The organism is Novipirellula herctigrandis (assembly GCA_007859835.1).
GTDB lineage: Bacteria > Planctomycetota > Planctomycetia > Pirellulales > Pirellulaceae > Novipirellula_A > Novipirellula_A herctigrandis.
In genome coordinates this window covers 3,786,817-3,800,203 of the sequence record SJPJ01000001.1, presented here as the reverse complement: position 1 = coordinate 3,800,203, position 13,387 = coordinate 3,786,817, and the positions used below count along the sequence as shown (strand labels likewise).

At 52.8% G+C, this 13,387-nt stretch carries 11 protein-coding genes and 2 pseudogenes; 6 read left to right on the top strand and 7 right to left on the bottom strand.

Going from position 1 to position 13,387, the window contains the following annotated elements:
• Positions 1–589 precede the first annotated feature (589 nt).
• The 5 genes and pseudogenes from CA13_RS13875 to CA13_RS13855 form a co-directional block, all read right to left on the bottom strand.
• Positions 590–1,012 (bottom strand): DUF1269 domain-containing protein, encoded by a 423-nt coding sequence (locus tag CA13_RS13875; protein ID WP_146397567.1) that lies wholly within the window; start codon positions 1,010–1,012, stop codon positions 590–592.
• Positions 1,013–1,176: 164 nt separating this feature from the next.
• Positions 1,177–1,461 (bottom strand): annotated as a pseudogene (locus CA13_RS35115) (DUF1269 domain-containing protein).
• Between the two features lie 385 nt (positions 1,462–1,846).
• A complete protein-coding gene (locus CA13_RS13865) occupies positions 1,847–4,291 on the bottom strand; it encodes an arylsulfatase (RefSeq protein ID WP_473087459.1) in 2,445 nt (814 codons plus the stop codon).
• An 81-nt stretch (positions 4,292–4,372) separates the two neighbouring features.
• Entirely contained in the window at positions 4,373–4,666 is a 294-nt protein-coding gene (locus tag CA13_RS13860) for a hypothetical protein (protein WP_146397565.1), read from the bottom strand.
• A 612-nt stretch (positions 4,667–5,278) separates the two neighbouring features.
• Positions 5,279–7,117, bottom strand: a complete 1,839-nt coding sequence (locus CA13_RS13855) for a patatin-like phospholipase family protein (protein ID WP_146397563.1) — start codon at positions 7,115–7,117, stop codon at positions 5,279–5,281.
• 326 nt (positions 7,118–7,443) lie between these two features.
• Here CA13_RS13855 and CA13_RS13850 point away from each other — a divergent pair, with 326 nt between their 5' ends.
• On the top strand, positions 7,444–9,072 hold the full coding sequence (locus CA13_RS13850) for an alpha/beta hydrolase (RefSeq protein ID WP_419194324.1): 1,629 nt from the start codon (positions 7,444–7,446) through the stop codon (positions 9,070–9,072).
• Positions 9,073–9,130: 58 nt separating this feature from the next.
• On the top strand, positions 9,131–9,532 hold the full coding sequence (locus CA13_RS13845; protein WP_146397560.1) for a hypothetical protein: 402 nt from the start codon (positions 9,131–9,133) through the stop codon (positions 9,530–9,532).
• 26 nt (positions 9,533–9,558) lie between these two features.
• On the opposite strand, the gene CA13_RS13840 is transcribed toward CA13_RS13845, so the two are convergent.
• Positions 9,559–9,750 carry a carbon storage regulator gene (locus CA13_RS13840; protein WP_146397558.1) on the bottom strand — a complete coding sequence of 64 codons (192 nt, stop codon included), beginning with the start codon at positions 9,748–9,750 and terminating at the stop codon, positions 9,559–9,561.
• Here CA13_RS13840 and CA13_RS13835 point away from each other — a divergent pair.
• Positions 9,749–9,967, top strand: coding sequence for a hypothetical protein (locus tag CA13_RS13835; protein WP_146397556.1), 219 nt, complete (start codon positions 9,749–9,751; stop codon positions 9,965–9,967). The two genes, CA13_RS13840 and CA13_RS13835, sit on opposite strands and share 2 nt — an antisense overlap.
• Positions 9,968–10,418: 451 nt before the next feature.
• Here the strand turns inward: CA13_RS13835 and CA13_RS13830 are convergent, their stop codons facing one another.
• The gene (locus CA13_RS13830) at positions 10,419–10,685 is read right to left on the bottom strand and encodes a sensor histidine kinase (protein ID WP_146403648.1); all 267 of its coding nucleotides are present in this window, start codon (positions 10,683–10,685) and stop codon (positions 10,419–10,421) included.
• A gap of 182 nt (positions 10,686–10,867) precedes the next feature.
• On the opposite strand from CA13_RS13830, the pseudogene CA13_RS13825 reads away from it, so the two are divergent.
• From CA13_RS13825 to CA13_RS13820, 3 genes and pseudogenes are all read left to right on the top strand, one after another.
• Positions 10,868–11,614: pseudogene (locus CA13_RS13825) on the top strand (beta-L-arabinofuranosidase domain-containing protein); the annotation flags it as partial.
• Positions 11,615–11,623: 9 nt separating this feature from the next.
• Complete coding sequence (locus CA13_RS35110; protein ID WP_419195113.1) at positions 11,624–11,863, top strand: hypothetical protein; 240 nt, start codon at positions 11,624–11,626, stop codon at positions 11,861–11,863.
• Between the two features lie 95 nt (positions 11,864–11,958).
• Positions 11,959–13,368 carry a sulfatase family protein gene (locus CA13_RS13820; protein ID WP_146403647.1) on the top strand — a complete coding sequence of 470 codons (1,410 nt, stop codon included), beginning with the start codon at positions 11,959–11,961 and terminating at the stop codon, positions 13,366–13,368.
• The last annotated feature ends 19 nt before the right edge of the window (positions 13,369–13,387 follow it).

The window sequence follows — 13,387 nt, the reverse complement described above, 5'->3', positions numbered from 1 at the left end:
TTCGTGTGCTTGCACCAGTCACCGTATTCGCCAATCTATCCATGATCTGCCTCCGCGTGAATCATTCCTGCGTCGATGGGGATACCAACATCCATCAGCCCTAAGTCTCACGCGGAAAACGATTTGAGTAAATATCAATTTGTTCACAGCAGTGGGTAAAGAAGACATACCCCAGCAGTGATAAAAGGGGGGGCGCTAAGGTGTGTTGTCTTCTGCGTGTAATGATGGCCAATTCCTCTTTCCCGGCTGCGGTTGCGGGAATGTCCAAGTGCCGCCGTCAATCTTCTTGCCATTAATATTGGTAACTGAAAACGGTCGTTGTTTGCAACTTACTATGCGTCTGCAAACAGGCGATCGCATCACTCACAAGGAGTGAAAAACGAGGGCGACGGCCCAAAACGAAGAGAGTTCGACGCACAGTCAAGACGCTGCCAGGACTGCGCGAAATCGATATCGGATCCCAGACGGTTTTTGCGTGGAAAGTGTTCCACCGGTTTTGCCCAACTCTTTGCATTCCTCCGGGATAGTTGGTCCCGATCGGGATCGCAGCGATTGGCCCTAGGTTGCGGGAACGCACCTGGGGGCCAGACTAGATCTCTTCCTTGATTTCTTTCCCGATCGCTTTCTGGTCGGCCTTGATCTGCTTCTTGATGATTTTCTCGGCTGCATTCAATGTACTCTCTATGCGCGCGCCGACATCGGTTGCGGCGATCACAATCAAGCCCGCTTCGCCCATGTCGAGACCTTCACCAAGATCTTTTCGATCATTCCGGCTCATGCCGGCGACAGCATGTCCAGCGAGTGCACCGATGGCGGCACCGGCACCGGTCGTAACCGCCAATCGTCCTGTACCAATGGCCGTAGCGGGGAACAGTGCGGCTACCAATCCGGTCGTTAGCCCCCAGCCGGCACTGAGCCAAGCCCCATCACGCGTCGGTTGTTCGTGTTTATGAACGATTTTGACTTTGCCCTTTTCGTTCTTCCGAATAACCGCAGCATCAAACGTATCCATCAGATCGAGTTCATGATACAGAGCCTTGACAAGTTCGAAGTCCGACTCGGCTGCGTCCAGATTTTCGTAAGTTGCCGCAAAAAACTGTCATGTCTACAAAGTCACTCATGTATTTTTCCTTCACCTAACATGTTGAACACAAAAAATTAAAACCTGAGTAGAGCTTATTTCTCGTCAAAACCTCCTCGCAATCTGGCTTCTTGTTCGTGGGGCAAGTTCGATTTAGTCAGCGCGCCGAATTGGCCGTTTAGTTCTTGTTCGACTTTATCCAAGGTCACTTCTCCGGTCAGTATGAACAGAGTCGATGTACCTTGGGTTACCTAGTCACGAACCGAACTGATGAAGTCGTCGTCAATGCCAAAGTCGCCCAAATGACCGGACAAGACGTCCATCGCGGCGCCCACGGCCATACCAGAGAAGGGGACGAAGACGATCATCCCAAACAGCATCCCCCAAAAATACGCCGCTGAGCGTTCCCGCTGTGGGCAGGTCGGCGGCGTGTCCCGTTTTGGGTTTCTTTATTCCTTTCGGCCATTCAACGATGGCGGCATCGGCAATTTCAATGAGTTATTGTTTTTAGAGTTCTGTCATTTTGGGCGAACGCTTCACCAGCGTCGGTCGCTGATTCAAATTTCTAAACGGTTAAAGCTGTCATGTGTATGTTCCATCTTTATGAAAATTTAGAACTGGATTCTTATCTGTTTGCGTGATGGGCAAACGCCAACGCGGGCGCCAACGGCGCCGCGGTGTTGTGGTCATGCATCTCGATGAAGCCCGGCGCCACCACGTGCTCTTTATTGTCGATGGCTTCCTTGCCCTCGATTTTTTACTTGCTTAGTCTTTCAGCGTGATGGTCACCTTTTCAATCTTGCCGGTGTACTTGCTACCCTCGCGGTCGTACTCTTCGGAAACGGTCGTTTCCATGTCGATGCCGACTCCGGCCGATTCGTCGGCTGAGAAGACTGAAAATTCCGTTTTGGGAACCTTCACGGTAGCCACGGACTTGTCGTTGACGTACAGAGTCGCCGTGCCACCGGCACCGGGTTTCTCTCCACCGTCGTAGGCAAAGTTCATCTTTACCGCTGCCTTGCCGGTGGGCAATTTGGCAGTGCCCGCGGCGACCGAGTGCTTGAGGCCGAGATAGTTGTACGTGTATCTCGGCACTCCGTCTTTCACATGCAGCGCCCAACCGCCGAAGCGTCCGCCCTGAGCGACGATGACCCCGTTGGCCGGTTTGTCTCCGCTGTCAACTTCGGCCACGATTTCAAACGACGTGTTCTTGATATTGATGAAGTCATTTTCGAGCAGTCCGTTCATGCCCTCGTATAACGTCAGGCTCTCGCGTCCGAACATCAGATCAGGGCGACCGGCCAGTTTGGGGTTGAACAACTCCTGCCGTCGATCGTCCAGTGGCAACACTTTGTATTTGACCGCTTCGGCCAGAAAAGCTTGCTGTAATTTGGCCAGGATGTCGGGGTGTTGTCTGGATAGATCTGTCGACATACTGAAATCTTCGGCAACGTGATAGAGCTCCCAAGTGTCCTCGGTGAATCGCGTTTCGGGGTTCGCCCACGGCTTCATGTGCAACGTGCCAGCGAACCACCCGTCGAAATAGATTCCGCGGTTCCCGAACATCTCAAAGTACTGGATCGAATGCTGACTTGGCGCATTGGGATATTCCCAGGTGTAGGCCATACTGGTTCCCTCGATCGGCCGTTGTGGCGTGCCATTGACGATTCGCGGTTCCGGGAGGCCAGCGGCTTCAAGGATGGTCGGCGCAACATCGATCACGTGGTGCCACTGATTACGGATTTCACCTTTCGCTTTGATACGATCCGGCCAGGAAACCACCATGGCGTTGCGAGTACCGCCATAATTGGAAGCGACTTGCTTGGTCCACGTGAACGGCGAATCAAATGCGACTGCCCAGCCCGCTGCCATGTGCGGATACGTGGATGGGCCACCCCAATCGTCGTAGTGCTTCAACATGAAATCGATGTCCGACCCCTGTGGTTCTCCATTGAAGTACGTCATCTCGTTGTACAATCCGGACATCCCGCCTTCGGCGCTCGTGCCATTGTCACCAGCGATATAGAAGATCAGCGTGTTGTCGAGTTCACCCATATCTTCGATTGATTGAATCACGCGCCCCGTTTCATGGTCGGTCATATCCAGGAAGGCAGCAAAGACTTCGGCCTGCCGGGCGTAGAGCTTTTTCTCTTTGGCCGAAAGATCCGCCCAGTCTTTGATATCATCCGGCTTCTTCGCCAGCTTGGTGTCTTTAGGAATGACGCCCAGCTTCTTCTGTTGTTCGAAGATTCGCTCGCGGATCACGTCCCAGCCTTGGTCGAAATTACCCCTTTGTTTTTGGATGTAAGATTTTGGTACGTGATGCGGTGCATGCACGGCTCCCGGGGCGAAGTAAACGAAGAACGGCTTGTCCGGCGTGAGTGCCTGCTGGAATCGCATCCACTCGATGGACTTCGTGGCCATGTCATTCATAAAGTGATAGTCCGGGTCTTCTGGCGTCTCGACACGGTTGAGATTGTGATAGACAGCCGGCGACCATTGGTTGGTCTCACCGCCCAAGAACCCGTAGAACTCATCAAAGCCTGTGAAGTTTGGCCAGCGGGTGAACGGCCCTGAGGGACTAATCTCCCAGACAGCTGTTTCATGGTGTTTGCCATACGCAGCGGTGCTATAACCGTTTAGTCGCAGCGTCTCGGCGATGGTCGCGATGTCGTTGGGCAGCATGCCGGTCGCGCCGGGAAAGGCGGTCGCGACTTCCGTAATCTTGGCCTGGTTGCATGAGTGGTGATTGCGACCGGTAATCAGAGCTTGCCGAGTCGGTGAGCAAAGTGCCGTGGTGTGGAATTGGTTGTACAGCAATCCGCTCTTGGCGAGCTTGTCGAATTGTGGTGTTGGCAGGATACTTCCCGTCGCGCCCGTTCCGCCGAAGCCAAGATCATCAAGCAGGATGACGACAACGTTCGGTGCATCCTTCGGTGCTTTAACCTCGAACACAGGCGGCGCCTTGGCGTCGCGGGCGTCCAAGGTGGTGATCGGCGGATACCACGGCGCCTTGATCGGCAATTCGGTGCGGTCAACTTGTGCCTTTTCCTGAGCCATGACGACCGTTGTCGTTACTCCAGACACGAAAAGCATCGCGACGAGGACTATGATGTTGACGCCGCTAAGCACATCTACTGTGCGTACAACGTCTGTCCTGTCATCATCCAGTGCGAGTGCGTTCGGATGCGTTTGTTGTCTTATTTTCATACTGACGTTCTCCCCGAGTTCCATTTGTTTCAACTTTCAATAACCCGGTCATTATTACCGAGTTGTCGTGACTTGTCACTTTTACGATGACGTTTCGTGATTGGCGTTTGGTTGGTTACATGGTGAACCGTTCACCGACAGGATGTTCATGTGCGGTTGGTACAGGGTATTGAGTATGCCAATGAGTTCGGCTTGATCTCGCACTTCACCATTCAGGATCGTGACCGCTTGTTGATCGTCTTCTATCTGGCTGGCAATCCGCATGCCGCTCAAGCGTCCAGACCATTTTTGCTCGTCCAGGCACCCCTGAACTGCGATGCGGTAGCAGCCCGGCTTAGCCGGTGCAAACTGTGGCCGCTGTTCGCTTGGCATCATCAACGCCTCCACCCATTCACTGCGTCCGGTGTTCCTCGCCCTAATTCAACGTTCATGATGCGACTGTATGAAGAAGATCGCATCACTCACAACGAGTGATAAACAAGGGAGTCGGCGAAAAAGAAGGGCCCGCGTCGTCGACTTTCGCGCGTGCAACCGCTATTTACCGCGAAGCGGTTACAGCCATGAAGGTTTCGCCCTCGAAAGGCCGGCCTGATGAAAAAGTATTTGGAGTAGGATTCGCGTGACCCGTAGTTTATCCCGAAGGGATTAAAAGCAATTAGCCCCGGATCGCGATAGCGCATCCGGGGACGCCTGTGAAACAGAACGCACGTCTACCCCGGAGGGGTTGCAGCGATCGTGCTGCGACCCTTTCAGGGTCGATGGTTTGATGTTTCCTGCACATCCGGTGGTGGCGCTAGCGCTTACCACCGGCTAATGGCTTGCAATCCCTTCGGGATAAAAATGTGGGTTTGACAAGGCTAATAGCTGCGACGCCCTTCGGGGTCGACATGCCCACGTTTCCTCGTCACCGGTGGTGTTCGCTCGCGCTCTCACCACCGGCTAATGGCTTGGATCCCTTGGGGATGAAAATGTGGGTAATGGCAAGGCCTATTCGTTGGCAAAAAGTTGTGGGTCGACTTCAGCCAGGAGTTCTTTTAGTTTGGGAATCGCCTCCAGTGCCGTCGCTGCGCCAGTGGCCGCCATTTCGTCGGCCCGCACAAACTCGGCAAGGTCGAATTCGGTCACATCCGGCTGAATTACAAAGTCTGCGGGCGCGACGCCGACCGAATTCATGTTTACATTTTGCACGACATAGGTCCTCAAAATTGTGTTGATCGCCGATGCCGATTTCATGTTGGAAGTTGGGGTGTCCGAACGATTCTTGGCAAATTGTTTTTCCAAACTTGCGGTCACACTGGCGGCGATGACAAAATTGCATCCGTTGGCGACCAACAGGTCAGCCGGCACGTTGTTGACAATCCCACCATCAACTAACGACCTGCCATCACGATTAATGGGTGTCGAGAGTACGGGCAAGTTAATACTTTCGGTAATGGCATGCACGGAGTCCCCTGCCGCACGTACAACCGGTTGTGCACTGATCAAGTCGACGGTTACCGATTGAACGGGAATCGCAAGTTGTTCCAGGCGGCTGTCTCTCAAATACTTTCTTAACATTGGATCAAACTGTCGGCGTCGGTATTTATAGAGGAGGTACCAGTATCCGCCATTGGGAAGATGCCGGAATAGCCAGCCAGGTTTCAAATCACTGACAAAACAGTCGACGTTGTAATCGGGATCCAATCCTGACGCATAGAGGATTCCGGTCATGGCTCCCACACTGGTGCCGGCAATCATATCGATGACGATTCCGTTCTGTTCTAGAACTTTCAGTACGCCCAGGTGAGCCATGCCTCGCGCCGCGCCACCACCGAGCGCGACGCCGATCCTGATTCCCCTTAATTGATGGATGATCCGCTCAAAACCGTTGTACAGTTCTCGGCTCTGATTTTTCGGTGGCTCTTCAAAAGAGAGCTTGAAGTTTCGCTTGGCAAGGTCGTTCAAATCCGGTGCCAAAGGAGCAAATCGACAATCTCCGGGCAGCAGCCAGACGACATTAATTTTGTTTTTCCATCCGGGCGCATGTTCGACGATCGCGTTAAGTCGAGTGACGGAATCCCGCCAATTTTCTGGTGTCACGCACCAAAAGACTTTTTCGCAAACCTGGAAGACTTTGGTTATTCGTTCAAAGTCCAGCGCGGCATCGACATCCATAAAGGTCCGCTTGGAATCCGACCACGAAGCGTATTTCTGTTGAATCTCGTTGGTCGGCAAAAAGTCTCCATCTTTGGTCAGGCTGAATTCCGGGACGTCATCGATGGACTGCCAATCCGATTGATCCGTCATGATGTGGGGTCTTTCTCCCAACTCTTTTAGTCGCTTGATCAATCGACCTGTCAGCGGGCGGGTTGCCGATGATTGATGAAATATGCCGACCAGTGTCGGCTTAAGTTGCTTGCGGTCTTTCATGATCAGATGCATCACGGCATCCGCAATCATTTTCGAGTAGTTCTGTCGAAAACCTTGATGCTTTTTTGTCAACCGAAGGGCGACTTGATAATCCATGCTAAGTAACGTGGACGGTTCCTCGGCCACGATATCCAACGGTGCCGGTTCGCCCAAGGCACATGCCAGAGCCCCGATTTGAGCACCTGCAGTTTGGTGTCGCTGCACCATCACATTGCCGCGAAAATCCAGGACCGATTGGTGAACACGGCCGTGAATAAGGAAGTACACGGACGTGAACGTTTCTTTGGCACGATGTAGATATTCACCTGGTTCGAGCCTATTCAATGTACATTGGTCGGCGATTTCGCGCGCGACTTCATCGCTTAAACCTTCCGAGCAAACATGCCGTTTCAGCAAAAGAAATTTATCGTCAGTCACTTCGATTACTCCGCGCGTAGTGTCGTATCGTCCCGCTGTTTTTCTAATCGAAGCATATCATAAAATCCATTTTGACATCGCAAGGCGACACTTTTTGGTGAGCGAGTCTGGCACTTGGGTCATGCGAAACGGCACGAACTGACAATGGGAAGACATTGAATATGACAAAACGTTGAGTCATCCTCATTGACGAGTGGTAGGGCCGTTTGAATTGCTTTTTCGATCGTAGGTTTCGGATAACATAATAGTAACCACGCGAAATCCTTGAGTAAGCAAAACAAGCATGCCGACCAAGAGCAAAGGCGATTTTCAACATGAATAATACGGTGACCAAACGATCGAAGCTGCTGCGGTTGGCGATGTGGTTACTGTTAATCGGTGCCGCGCTGGCTCCCGTGTGGCTGATCTACGAATGGTACGACTTCGCAAAATCGATGCCCGATCGAGGATGGAATTTTCAAGTCTATCGCATCATTGGGCTGGTCGTTGCGAATCTTATTTTCTCGGCCATTCTGGCGACGATGGCAATCTTGTTTTTATGGGTGCGATTGGCGAAATCACTACCCGATCTACAAGGCTGGCATCTTCAGAAACCGGAATCCGAATTTAGGGCGTCCGACGCGATCGACGGGTATAGCTTTAACGACTACCTTGCACAGGAAGATCGCGTGTTTCAGGAACTTGATGCCTATATCAACGGGCCCTGGGCCAGTCATTCGCCCGGGGACTATAGTCGCTATCATCAAGATTCGGTTTGTAATCCAGCAACGATTGCTGATCGTAACTGGAACCGATCCCATGTGCTTCGAGCGGCCAACCCGATTGGCGGCGTGCTGCTGATACATGGATTGAGCGATTCACCCTACTCGCTGAGAACGCTGGGCCAGAGGCTTCACGCCGAAGGATATACGGTAGTCTGGCTGCGCGTCCCGGGTCACGGTACGAGCCCCAGTGCGCTTGCCAAAGTGGTTTGGCAGGACTGGACCGCCGCAGTTCAGGTCGCCATGCAGGGTTTGCGCGCCGAGCTGCCGAAGGAGTGCCCATTGATTCTGGGAGGTTACTCCAATGGTGGCGCTTTAAGTATTCATTATACGCTTTGCTCCCTCGAAGACAGTTCCTTACCCAAAGTAGATGCCATCGTTTTGTTTTCGCCAATGATCGGAATTAACCCGATGGCCAGGATCACCCGTGTTTACCACACCGTCGCCCTGGTTTCACGGAACAAGAAAGCACAGTGGTCGAATATTAGCGCTGAAGTTGATCCTTATAAATTTAGTTCGTGGCCAATGAATGCCAACGTCCAGGCATGGGCGATGACGAAAACGGTAGAGAAGAAACTTGCCACGCTGGAGAAATCTGGCCGCATGGCTGAAATGCCACCGGTGCTCGCGATGCAATCGATGGTGGACTCTACAGTTGTCGTCCCCAAGTTGATAACCGTATTGTTTGATCGCCTGAAATCCGAGTCGAGTGAGTTGTTTCTATTCGATATTGATCGAGTGGACAGGCTTAGCAACCTGTTTAATTTGTCGTTCGAAAAGAAAATATTTCCCAAACTCAAGAGAACCGACCTGCCGTATACGCTTTCCGTGTTGAGAAACTCAAATCCAGAATCACGGCAGGTCCTGGTGCAGACACGAGATGGGGAATCATGGGAAGAACAAACGACGGATATGTATTGGCCAGAATCGATTGTTTCACTTTCCCATATCGCTGTACCGATTCCATCGGACGATCGAATTTACGGAACGTCTGAGGCAACTGCCGACACCGGCCTGTCACTGGGATCGCTAACTTTGCGCGGCGAGCCGAGTGCATTGCTGTTGTCCAGTTCGCTGTTTGTTCGATGTCGTCATAATCCGTTCTACAGGTTCATGGAAGACCGCGTCGTTGGCTGGTTGTCCCAGACAATCCGTGAGCAGACAGGCACAAGGAATCAGAAGATGCAGGTTTGAAGCAAGGCACCGCTTTGCAGATGATCTAAATGCCTGATAGTCGATAGTCGTTTTTTGAATGATGCGATTTGACGACACCGCCCGAAAGTCGATTGATTCCACCACCACGAATGGTCGCGATCAGCGGCATCGTGTTCGCGGTGCTAATGAGCACATCGAAAGCTACCGATTTGGCCGAGGCATGGCCTACGCCTTGATGAATACCTTTAGCATGCGAATGGCGGCCGTGTTCATGTTCGTGACTTCGACGATCGGGCTGCGCACTCAGGTTCTTTCAAAATGGATATCGGTGGCCGGCTTTGTGTTTGGATTGGTTTTACTGCTAGCCATCACCGGTTTTGCGTGGATCGCATTGCTGTTCGGGTTATGGGTTTTGCTGGTGAGCACGTATGTTCTGTTCGTTAACGTGACAACAAGACCGGACGCAATCAGATCACCAAAACAAGGAGTTCAGAACTGAAAAACGGTCATAATACTAGGTAAGGGTTATCTGCCGCCAAGCGTTTTCTCTGTCGTGTCTCGGTTCAGTCCGTTCTTGACTTCCTGTCGATGAATTGGAACATCTTGCGGAGCTTCGATGCCAAGACGAACTTTCCCACCCTGGATTCTCGCCACAACGATCGTGATGTTTCCATTGATGACGATTGAATCGTTCTCTTTCCGTGATAAGACCAACATGACTGCTCTTCTTGGCTTGGATACCGATAGTCAATTTTCTGTTTCTTTGGCGATATCGATTCCGCAATCCCGACGGCGTTTAGAGATTGACTTCCGATTCGTTGCAAGGATCACAAATCACCGACAGGATGGTCATACGCATTTGGTGCAAGGTATTGAGAACACCGATCAGGTTCGCCTGATCTTTCACTTGACCTTTATGATCGTGATCGGTTGATTATCTTGTTGCTCGCTTGCAATCTGAATTCCACCCAAGCGACCCGAACAGTGTTGATCCAAATGCCCCATCACTCACAAGGAGTGAAAAACGAGGGAGACGGCCCAGGAAAATGAGATTTCGACGGATAGTTAAGACGCTGTCAGGACTGCGCGGAATCGACATCGGAGCCGAGATGGTTCTTGCGCGGAAAGTGTTCCACCGTTTTTGCCCACCTCTTTGCATTCCTCCGAGATAGTTGATCCCGATAGGGATCGCAGCGATTGGCCCCAGGTCGCGGGAGCGCACCTGGGGTCCAGTCGCGCCCGCGCCACGCCGATCCCGACAGGGATCGCAGCCGTGCGGCTGTCATCCCTGAGAGATGAATGAATCGTTGAGGTCACCGTATTCCGGTGGTATTCGCTCGTGCTCGAATACCGGCCAATGGCTTGGATCCCTCCGGGATAGTTGATCACTGGCAAGCGTCTCGCTCTCGAGTCACTGGTAGCGTTAGGGTCACGGTGCAGCCCTGGCCCGGAGCCGAGACAACTTCCATTGAACCTGCCATGTCCGCCATTCGCTGCTGGACGCTGAACAGGCCGAAGCCGGAACCTGCTCTTGCTTTGGAGAATGTCTGATTTTGGTCGAATCCGATGCCATCATCTTTCACGACAAGACAGATAATGGTTTCGCTCTGCTGCAGGGTCACCACGACTCGCTGAGCCTGGGCGTGTTTGATAACATTCTTTGCTTGCGTGCTTTGGCTTTTCCGCGTAGCTTATTGTTCACTCGAAACCCTTGTTTGCGTGCGTGGATTGAAGTTGTGGTAACCTCTAATACACGCGTTAGGCGCCGAGGGTTTTCGAGTTTTTTCAATTGTTTACAAATCAAGCTTCGCTTGATTAAGGTCTAGAGCGGCTATGGGCTGACCTGACGGAGAAGAAGATGTACATCACCGGCGGCGTGAGCCCTGTTCACAAAGGACCGGTCACGCGCAGCTTCGTCGAAGGCGAGCGGCAGGTTTGTCGCTGGGAACCTATTCACGAAGGAATCACCACGCCGTACGATTTGCCCAATCACAATGCCTACAACGAAACCTGTGGGATGGTCGGTAACATGATGTGGAATTGGCGCATGCTACAGGCTACCGGCGATGCACGCTACGCTGAGATCATGGAGCTGAGTTGGTACAACTCGATTCTTTCCGGCGTCGAGCTTGACGGCGCACAATGGTCGTACACCAATCCGTTGCGCTGGCATGGCAAGGAACATGAACTCTGGAGCCATGACTACCACGAACGTCATGTGCCGGGATTAAGGCATATATGCTGCCCGACCAATGTCTTGCGTCACGTCGCAGCCTATCAGTGCTATCTCTTCTCGACCTCCGAAGACACGCTTTGGCTGCATCATTACGCCAATTGTGATGCTACTCTGAAAACGTTGGGGCTGAAGTTCAAGGAGACCACAAACTATCCGTGGGACGGCAAGATCCAGCTGACGATTCAAGATGCTCCTGATCGTGCGCTCGCTTTGAAGCTGCGGATTCCAGGCTGGGCCAACAAGGCATCCATCCAGGTCAATGGCAAGTCGATGTCGCTTGCAACGAAGTCTGGCAGCTATGCCAAGGTTGCGAGAGAGTGGAAAGCGGGCGATACAATCGAGCTCAACCTGGAAATGAAGACGCGTTTGTTGGCGGGCCATCCACGTACCGAACAGATCCGCAATCAGGTTGCCGTCAAACGAGGCCCGGTTGTCTACTGCCTTGAGTCGAACGATGTCAAAGGCGATGTCGCTTTCGAACCGATTGCGATGGATGCGGACGCAAAGTTCGGACCCGAACTATCGCGATCAACGTTTTCCCTCGCTAACGCATCGGATTTCCAAAGAAGTAGTATGCGGAGCTTGAAAAATTGATTTGCCGCGGATGCAAAGGAACGATTCACGTGATTGAAACGGAAATGAAGACGCTTTCTGACAAAATCCCCCCTCATTACGTCACGATCCATGAGATGCGTCTTTGTATTTCGTTTCTTTCCATTGCCTGTGTTGCCCTTGGCTTGGTGGTCCGGACAGGTGAAGCGTTCGCGAACGACCGCCCTAACATCGTTCTGCTGCTGGCAGACGATCTTGGCTACGGTGACCTCTCCTGCTTTGGGAGTCCCGCAGTAAAAACGCCTCATCTTGATAAGCTTGCCATTGAAGGGATGCGATTTTCCCGGTTCTACGCTGGGTCGGCAGTCTGCTCTCCGACGCGAGCTTCGGTGTTGACTGGTCGATATCCGCTGCGGTTCGGTATCACGAAACATTTCAACGACGTGAATCGATGGCTGCCCAAGTCGGCGACGACCGTTGCCGAACTTCTTAACGGCGCTGGCTACAACACGGCGCATGTGGGCAAGTGGCATCTGGGTGGCCTGCATGTCGACGCACAAGGGAAGCGACTGGACGATCAGCCTGGCCCGCGCCAGCACGGTTTCAACTTCTATCAAACGCAGATCGAACAGCAACCTGTTCGCGGCCGCATGGGCCGAGATCGAACGCTCTTTCGACAAGGCGGAACCGTGCTCATCCGAAACGACCAACAGGTCAACGAGGATGATCCCTACTATTCAAAACACTTAACCGACGCAAACGGCGACTATGCGATCGAGCTGATCGAAAAACTCTCTGCCGACCCGAAACCATTTTTTGTCAACTTGTGGTTTTTGGTTCCCCATAAACCCTATGAGCCTGCTCCAGAGCCGCATTGGTCTGGTACCGCAGTGGACGGCATCAGCGAGAATCAGCATTGCTTCCGCTCGATGGTGCAGCACATGGACGCCAAAGTCGGCCAGATCCTGGGCAAGCTCGACGAACTGGGAATCGCCGACAACACACTCGTTCTTTTCACGAGCGACAATGGAGCAGCGTACGAAGGATTCATCGGCGAATTGAAGGGCGGCAAGGCCGACTTGCATGACGGAGGACTTCGCGTACCGATGGTGGCACGGTGGCCGGCGACGATTCCAGCCGGCCAAACATCGGGTGCGTTTGGCCACACGAATGATCTGCTGCCCACGTTCTGCGAAGCGGCCGGAGTTGAACTGCCGAGTGAGTTGCCGATCGATGGACAAAGCCTCTTGCCTCACATGAAGGGCGAGCGTCCGCCAAGCGTCGAAGCGCGAGGAACGGTCTTCTGGCAACTCGACCTGTATAAGAAGGTTCAACGCCACTATCCAAAACCCAAACCGTATGCGACCGAAGTTACCATGCGAGGGAAATGGAAATTGCTCGCTCTCGGCGGAAAGGCAGTGGAGCTGTTCAACATCGATGCCGACCCGAACGAGCAGCGAAACGTCATCGACGACCATCCTGAACTGGTCGCTTCGTTGACTGCTGAACTTAACCAGTGGCTCAGCGCCCCACGAACAACCAAGTAGCTTAACCTTACCCGTCGAA

Coding starts and splice junctions, on each gene's coding strand:
- CA13_RS13860 (WP_146397565.1), bottom strand. CDS start 4,666: ATGATGCCAAGCGAACAGCGGCCACAGTTTGCACCGGCTAAGCCGGGC.
- CA13_RS13835 (WP_146397556.1), top strand. CDS start 9,749: ATGACTGCTCTTCTTGGCTTGGATACCGATAGTCAATTTTCTGTTTCT.
- CA13_RS13820 (WP_146403647.1), top strand. CDS start 11,959: ATGCGTCTTTGTATTTCGTTTCTTTCCATTGCCTGTGTTGCCCTTGGC.
- CA13_RS35110 (WP_419195113.1), top strand. CDS start 11,624: ATGAAGACGCGTTTGTTGGCGGGCCATCCACGTACCGAACAGATCCGC.
- CA13_RS13845 (WP_146397560.1), top strand. CDS start 9,131: ATGATGCGATTTGACGACACCGCCCGAAAGTCGATTGATTCCACCACC.
- CA13_RS13840 (WP_146397558.1), bottom strand. CDS start 9,750: ATGTTGGTCTTATCACGGAAAGAGAACGATTCAATCGTCATCAATGGA.
- CA13_RS13875 (WP_146397567.1), bottom strand. CDS start 1,012: ATGGATACGTTTGATGCTGCGGTTATTCGGAAGAACGAAAAGGGCAAA.
- CA13_RS13865 (WP_473087459.1), bottom strand. CDS start 4,291: ATGAAAATAAGACAACAAACGCATCCGAACGCACTCGCACTGGATGAT.